3 protein-coding genes are annotated in these 6773 nt (G+C 63.6%); 2 read left to right on the top strand and 1 reads right to left on the bottom strand.

Annotated features, from left to right (window positions below; all coding sequences use genetic code 11):
* Positions 1 to 555: 555 nt before the first annotated feature.
* Positions 556 to 3309, top strand: a complete 2754-nt coding sequence (locus MJD61_12235; GenBank protein ID MCG8556037.1) for a non-lysosomal glucosylceramidase — start codon at positions 556 to 558, stop codon at positions 3307 to 3309.
* Entirely contained in the window at positions 3309 to 3533 is a 225-nt protein-coding gene (locus tag MJD61_12230) for a hypothetical protein (protein ID MCG8556036.1), read from the top strand. Before MJD61_12235 ends, MJD61_12230 begins: the two co-directional genes overlap by 1 nt.
* A gap of 37 nt (positions 3534 to 3570) precedes the next feature.
* Here MJD61_12230 and MJD61_12225 read toward each other — a convergent pair whose 3' ends face one another.
* Entirely contained in the window at positions 3571 to 6624 is a 3054-nt protein-coding gene (locus tag MJD61_12225; protein MCG8556035.1) for a TonB-dependent receptor, read from the bottom strand.
* Between the last annotated feature and the right edge of the window lie 149 nt (positions 6625 to 6773).

The following is a 6773-nucleotide window of genomic DNA, read 5'->3' as shown; positions in this document are numbered from 1 at the left end:
GGCCCCAGCCCTGGCGCCCGCTGGCGGCGTTGGGACCTCCTCGAATATGCGCTGCACCGCATCGAAATGAACCGCAGTCTTCGTCGGTCCGCCTTGCCAGCGAGCCCCACTGCAGGCCCCAACCAACCAGGATTCCTGTGGAGAGGTACTAGCCCGCCGCGCCTTCCTTGGAGCCGTGTCCCTGGGCGGGGTCGGATGCGGCCTCGGGTTACCGCGGGTGGCCGGACCTTTCGACGCGAAAGACTTCGAGAAGCTCGTCCCTCGGGACAAGAAGCCTTGCCAGGGGCGTTGAAGCCTGGCAGGGGAGAGATGCGCCATGCTCGAGATCGATCGTCGCAGCTTCCGCCGGGCCGCCCACGCGTGGCAGCGATCCACGGACAGCCCTTGCCTCACCAGGGCCCTGTCGCTGCCAGATGGGACGAAGCGCACATGAGTAGAAGCGACCTATCCACGTGCTGTGGACCTACTCCCGGCGGTGGATGCGACCGCCGAGGCGCTGAGCCGCCCGACAGGTTGGCCCGGCGCGATTTCTTGAGAACAACAGGTGTGGGTGTTGTGAGCGCCTGCTTGGCTCCGGCCTGCGGCCCGGCGTTCGCCGGCCCCTTCGAGCACAAGGACCCTGGCGCGCACCTGATTCCAGCCGACAAGAAGCTGTCGGCGGCCTGGATCAAGTCGCTGTATGAACGCAGCGCTCCGGAAGTCTACTCGGGTTGGGACCGGCAGCTGAAGTATGTCGGCATGCCTATCGGCGGGATCGGCTGCGGTCAGCTGTATCTCGGTGGAGACGGCCGGCTCTGGCTATGGGACATCTTCAAGAGCAACTATCGGCGCGAGCCGGATCACGGCCAGCGACTCAAGTTCATGACCCTCTGCGGTCACTACACCGACCCCGTGGCATTCGGCGAGCAGTACAACAAGCTCAATGGGGCTTCGGTAGAGCAGGGTTTCGCTGTTCGGGTGCGGACCGACGCTGGGCTGACGGCGAAGACGCTTGACCACCACGGATTTCCGCAGGTGACCTTTCGTGGCGAGTACCCCGTCGCCCGGGTCGCATACCTGGGCGCGAAGCTGCCGCTGAAGATCGAGCTTGAAGCTTTTTCGCCCTTCATTCCTCTCAATGCCGCAGACAGCGCCTTACCGGCGACGATCACGAGCTTCCGTCTCGTCAACACGGGCACCAAGGCGCTCGAAGTCGACCTGGGTGGTTGGCTACAAAACGCAACCTGTCCCTACGTCACGGAAGCGAGGCTCGGGCGACGTGTGAACGCCTGGTCATCCGCCAAGGGTAGGGTTACCTTGCTCGCATCGATCGAATCGCAGGGACCGCAGCCCAGGACTCCACTCGAGAAGCGGCATGGGTACGGCTCGATGGCGTTATCGTTGCTCGAGGACGATCTCGCCCCCTGGGGGACGACGGCACTTTCGCAGCCCGATGGGCTTTTTGAGCACGTTGGCGTTGCCCCCAGGGGTAGGCCACAACGGCAGACGCTGGATCGGCCGCTCCTAGGTGCGCTGGGGGCCACGGTCCGGCTGAAGCCGGGCGAGTCGCGGACGCTCGATTTCGCCATCACGTGGTACTTCCCGGATTACCAAGAAACCGAGGCTGCTCCGGGTCACCTCTCGCAGCTGCGCGATTTCGAGAAGCTGCGGCGGCACTATGCGCCGCGCTTCGATTCAGCCGCAGCGGTCGCTGATTATCTCGCCCGGAACAAGAAGCGTCTGCTGGGCGGCACACGCAAGTGGAACCAGACCTGGTACGACAGCACGCTGCCTCATTGGTTTCTGGACCGGACGTTCGTCGCCATCGACTGCGCTGCCACGAACGTGCTCCACTGGTTTGATAGTGGCCGCCTGTATGCCTGGGAGGGCGTCGACTGCTATCCGGGCACCTGCACGCACGTCTGGCACTATGCGCAGGCGCTGTCGCGGGTTTTCCCCGAGCTCGAGCGCGCCTTCCGTTCCATCACGGACTACGGGATCGCGTTTGATCCTGACAATGGCCTGATCGGCCATCGCGCCGAGAACGCGCCCAGCGAGGCTACCGACGGCCAGGCAGGCACGATTCTGCGCACATATCGCGAGCACCTGATGTCCGCCGACGATACGTTCCTCAGATCTCTGTGGCCCAGGGTCAAGAAGTCCATCGAGTTCCTTATCGCCAAGGACGGAAACGGCAGCGGCCTGATCGAAGGCAAGCAGCCTCATACGCTCGACGCGGCGTGGTTTGGCCCGATGGGTTGGATCAGCGGGCTGTATCTCGCCGTGCTGGCTGCGGGCGAGGCGATGGCACGAGAGGTGGGCGAGGAGCCGTTTGCCACGCGCTGTCGTCAGATTCTGGACCGAGGCCAACGCAACATCGTAACGCAATTATTCGATGGCGAATACTTCATTCACAAGCCCGACCCCAAGCATCCCAAGGCGCTACGTAGCGGTCCTGGCTGCCATATCGACCAGGTGCTGGGGCAAGCCTGGGCGCATCAAGTTGGGCTCGGGCGCGTGATTCCCAAAGAGCAAACGGTGTCCGCGCTCAAGAGTCTTTGGAAGTACAATTTCGCACCCGACGCAGGCGGATACGCGCTCAAGCATGTCGAGATCGAGCAGACCTTCCGCTGGTATGCCATGCCCGGGGAGGCGGGCCTTGTCATGTGTACCTGGCCCAAGGGCGGTGCCAAGCAGGCGATCCCGGGCGAAGCGCTACGCCCCGCGAAAAACCCCGATGTCTGGACGGGTCCCGGAGGCTATTTCAACGAGTGCATGAATGGGTTCGAGTATCAGGCTGCCGCTCACATGATTGCCGAGGGTGAACCGGGCGACGAGCTCGTAGAGCGCGGTCTCGCGATCGTCAAAGCGATTCACGAACGCTACGCGCCCGACAAGCGAAATCCGTTCAATGAAATCGAGTGCTCCGATCACTACGCGCGCTCCATGGCAAGCTTCGGCGCGTTTCTGTCGGCGTGCGGTTACGAGCATCACGGGCCCAAAGGCTGGCTGGGGTTCGCTCCCAAGGTCTCACCCGACAAGTTCAAGGCCGCTTTCACCAGCGCCGAGGGTTGGGGCAGCTACGAGCAGGGTATCGAGGGCAACGAGCTGCACAGCCGTATCTCGCTGCACCACGGACGGCTACGTCTGAGGCGGTTTTCCGTTGCGCTGGCGGGGGCGCTGGCCGGCAAGAAGATCGCGTCCGTCGTAGTCAACGATCGCGCCCAGAGCCAAGTGCGGCAGAGCGGCAATCGCGTCGTCGTCACGCTGGACCGGGCTGTGAATCTGCGCGAAGGTCATGCGCTCTCCATGGTGTCGAGCGTAGGCTGATGCACCGGCGGCCGGTCCGGGTTCCGGAGCCGATCGTCGCCAACCCTGGGGCCGGTTCCGGAACCCGGACCGACGCGCCTGCAGCTCTGCATCTGCATGGTGCAGCGAACGTAGTCCCCCCCTGGTCCGATGCCACCAGCACCATCGTGCTCAGCCCCATGGACCTCATCGCTCCCCTGTGCGCCCTGGTGCCCCCTCCCTACCCGGGCGCACCCAACCCGTGATCCTCGCTGGCATACGTAACCCAAATCTCACACACAATCAGAGCCGACCACGCACGCCCATGGATACCTGCCTTCCCGTGTAACCTAGGTAGGTCAAACGGTCCGGCGTTCGATCGTACTCGATCGAAGCGGCGTTCAGCAGGTTGATGCCGTTCGCGAAGAGGGTCACGTGCTCACCGAAGCGGTAACCCAGACTCACGTCGAGCTGTGAGTAGGCCTGCCGGTAGGTGATCGGGCGTGGTCTCACGAGATAACGACTGCGCGTGTTGAGCGCGATCCGCCCGCTGATGGGGCCTTTGTCATAAAACAGAGCCAAGTTGTAGTTGTACTTGGAATAGCCGACCATCGGCAGCTTCTCGTCGTTCGGCCCTTCACTGGATCCGCTGCTTAGATTGTAGCTGCAGTTCGCCAGCGCCCCGAACCCGCTCAAAAAAGCTGGCAGCATGTCGAAGGTCTGCTGGTATCCGAGCTCGATCCCGCCGACCCGAGCGCTTTTTCCGTTTATGGGCCGGCGCCGGCTGTAGGTGAAGCCGGGATCGAAGTCGACATGCGCAATCACGTCCTCTTCGAGCACGGTCACGATGAAGCCGTCGATATGCTTGAAGTATACCGAACCGGTAAGCGCGGAAGAGGTTGCGAAGTACCATTCCAGCGCGAGATCGGCCTGGATCGATCGGTAGGGGTCGAGGTCCGGGTTTTGCTCGTGAATCACGTTGCGGCTGGTCCCGGACTCGACTCTGTAGGTGGGCGAGAGGCTACCGATATCCGGCCGGGTGATCGCCATCGAGCCGCTCGCGCGCAGGATCAGATCGTCGTCGAGGTTGAGCCGAAAGGTCGCGCTCGGCAGCAGATTCAGGTACTTGCTGGTCACAGCGTACGGCTCGGGGTCGCCGTATTCCGTCCTCATTATGCTTTGGTCCTCCACCGAGCGATGGATCCGGATCAGGTGCCTTTGATAGGCGCTGGATCTCACCTGCGTCAGAGAGCCCCGGACTCCGGCGTCGACAACGTACGGCATCTGACCGAGCTCGCCTCGCAGCGTGGCCGAGATGTACGCGGTGTACACCAGCTCGCTCACGTCGAAGGTGCTCTGTAGGCGGAGACGGGGCAGGAGCTGTTCGTAGACCGGCAGATTCAGGGAGCGGAAGTAGTCAAACAGCCCGTTCAGATCGTAGTCGATCAGGTCGCGTGGGAAATCGCCCTTCTGATGGGACAGAAAGGGGGAGCCGCTGGGAGGGATGTAGAGCCGCTCGAACGGGATGCGGACCCAGACGCTTCTGCTGTTGGGCACGCGCACCAGCAGGTCCTCTGGAACGCTGCCTGGCACGCCGGCGAATCGACCATGGGCAAAGGCAGCCGCGTTTTCGGGTTCGTAGGTTGTCCTGGTCTTGGCGCGGCGGGCGACGTCCAGGCCGGTGCGCAGCGTGAGCGGGAAGGAGTCAAGGTATTGTGCAGCATCGAGACGCGCCTCGAAGACCTCGTCCCGCACATCGGTGCCGTTGATCATCGCCCAGTGTGCGCCGAAGGGAGCTTGGCCGATCGGAGGATCAAAACGTAGATCCGGAATCCTGTTGCCTGTGGTGGCGTCGAAGACGCCGCGATTCGCATACGTGCGAAGGGACGCAATCCGATTGTCGCCGTTGTTTGCGCTGAGCGCCCGCGAGTACGACACGTCGGCGCTGAGTGTGTGGCGAGGGGTGTGCCAAGTGCTGTTCAGGCCCGTCATCCAGGTGTCGGTCCTGCGGGGCGAAATTTGATGGTGTACCTCGATCAGAAAAGGGTCTTCGGCCACGAAGCGCTGCACCGTGCCCGACCTGTCGACCACCGTCTCGGTGAAGCGACCATCCCTCCAGAGCGGCGTATCGAACGGCAGGAGCACGACGTTGGTTTCCGAATCGACGTGGAAGCGGGAGAAGAGGCCGTCGACCACCACGCTGAGCTGGTCGTTGGGCTTCCACTCCAGCGCCGCAGACCCACCGATCCGCTCGCGCTGGTCGGCACTCTTTCGAAACCGGGGATACTGGGGCAGGCTCACGGGGACATCGGGGGGAAGATCGGCCGGGCGTGGAATCAACCGCGTGTTGCCTCTCATTTCGTCCGTGCGGTAGTTCGACTCGTACAAGTCCTGCCGCAGTGCGCGCTTGGAGTACGAAAGCGTGAGCATCATACCCAGCGTTCCATCGGCGAACACGTCGCTGATGAGCGCATTGGCACGCGGATTGAAGGTTTGGGCAAGCTCGTCGTAGACTGCCTGCAACGAGCCGGCCAAGACGAAGCGACCGAAGTGCGAGGGCCGGGCGGTGTTCATGTTGACCGTCGCGCCGATCCCGCCTTCTCGCCCAGCGGCCGACGGGCTTTTTTGGACCTCCACCGAGGCCAGCAACTCGGGCGCCAGTACATCGAAGGCAAAGCCCCGCCCGCCCCGCTCCGAGGCCAAGGAGCGGCCGTTGACGGTCGTCACGCTGAAGTTGGAGCCCAGACCGCGGACGCTGATGCTCTGCCCTTCGCCGTTGACGCGGTCGATGGCAACGCCGGTGACGCGCTGAAGCGCCTCGGCCACGTTCTGGTCCGGAAGCTTGCCGATGTCCTCGGCCACGATGGCGTCCACGATCCCAACCGCGGCGCGCTTCATCTCGAGAGACTGGCGCATCGACTGCCGAAGCCCCGTAACGAGGAGTTCCTCGGTCTTGGACCCTGGAGCCGCCTTGCCGCGCCTGCGCCGCGCTCCGGCCGAGCGTTTCTCTACCTTGCCGCGTTCCTTGCCCTGCGGTTGTTTCGCGTCCCTGCGGGTGGATTCGTCCGCGCCGCGCGCGGGTGCCTCGTCGGCGTCGGGCTCTACGCCGGGTTCGGCGTTGGGCTCGGCCCCCGGCTCGTCGTTCGGGGTGGGCTCCGGGTCGGACGACTGAGCATGAAGGACACAGGGCGATGCGGCGCAAACGAGTCCCGCCAAGAGGGACGGGATCAGGATCGAGGGGTCCATGCGCAGCCCGGAGCGGCCGGCATTCGGTGCTCGCAAAAAGCTCAGGGGCCCATGCTTGGAAAGCACGGCTCCCGCGGAGCCGAAGTACGTAGGGTCGGATAACGTTGGCATGCTCGTTCAGCCAAGCTACGGCGCAGCCGCAGCCTGTACAGAAGCCTGAAGCTGATTCGAAACCGTGAGTGTGATCCCGATGACGATCAGCGTGTCGTTCATGTCCGTGAGCGCCTCGGACAGGCATTGCTGTGCGTCTGGGAAGCCCT

This window comes from Pseudomonadota bacterium, assembly GCA_022361155.1.
Classification (GTDB): domain Bacteria; phylum Myxococcota_A; class Polyangia; order Polyangiales; family JAKSBK01; genus JAKSBK01.
Note: the sequence above shows the minus strand (reverse complement) of the source record. Positions and strands in the feature narration are given on the sequence as shown.

Excerpts from the sequence above, each read along its gene's own strand:
- MJD61_12230 (MCG8556036.1), top strand. The coding sequence starts at position 3,309 with ATGCACCGGCGGCCGGTCCGGGTTCCGGAGCCGATCGTCGCCAACCCT.
- MJD61_12225 (MCG8556035.1), bottom strand. The coding sequence starts at position 6,624 with ATGCCAACGTTATCCGACCCTACGTACTTCGGCTCCGCGGGAGCCGTG.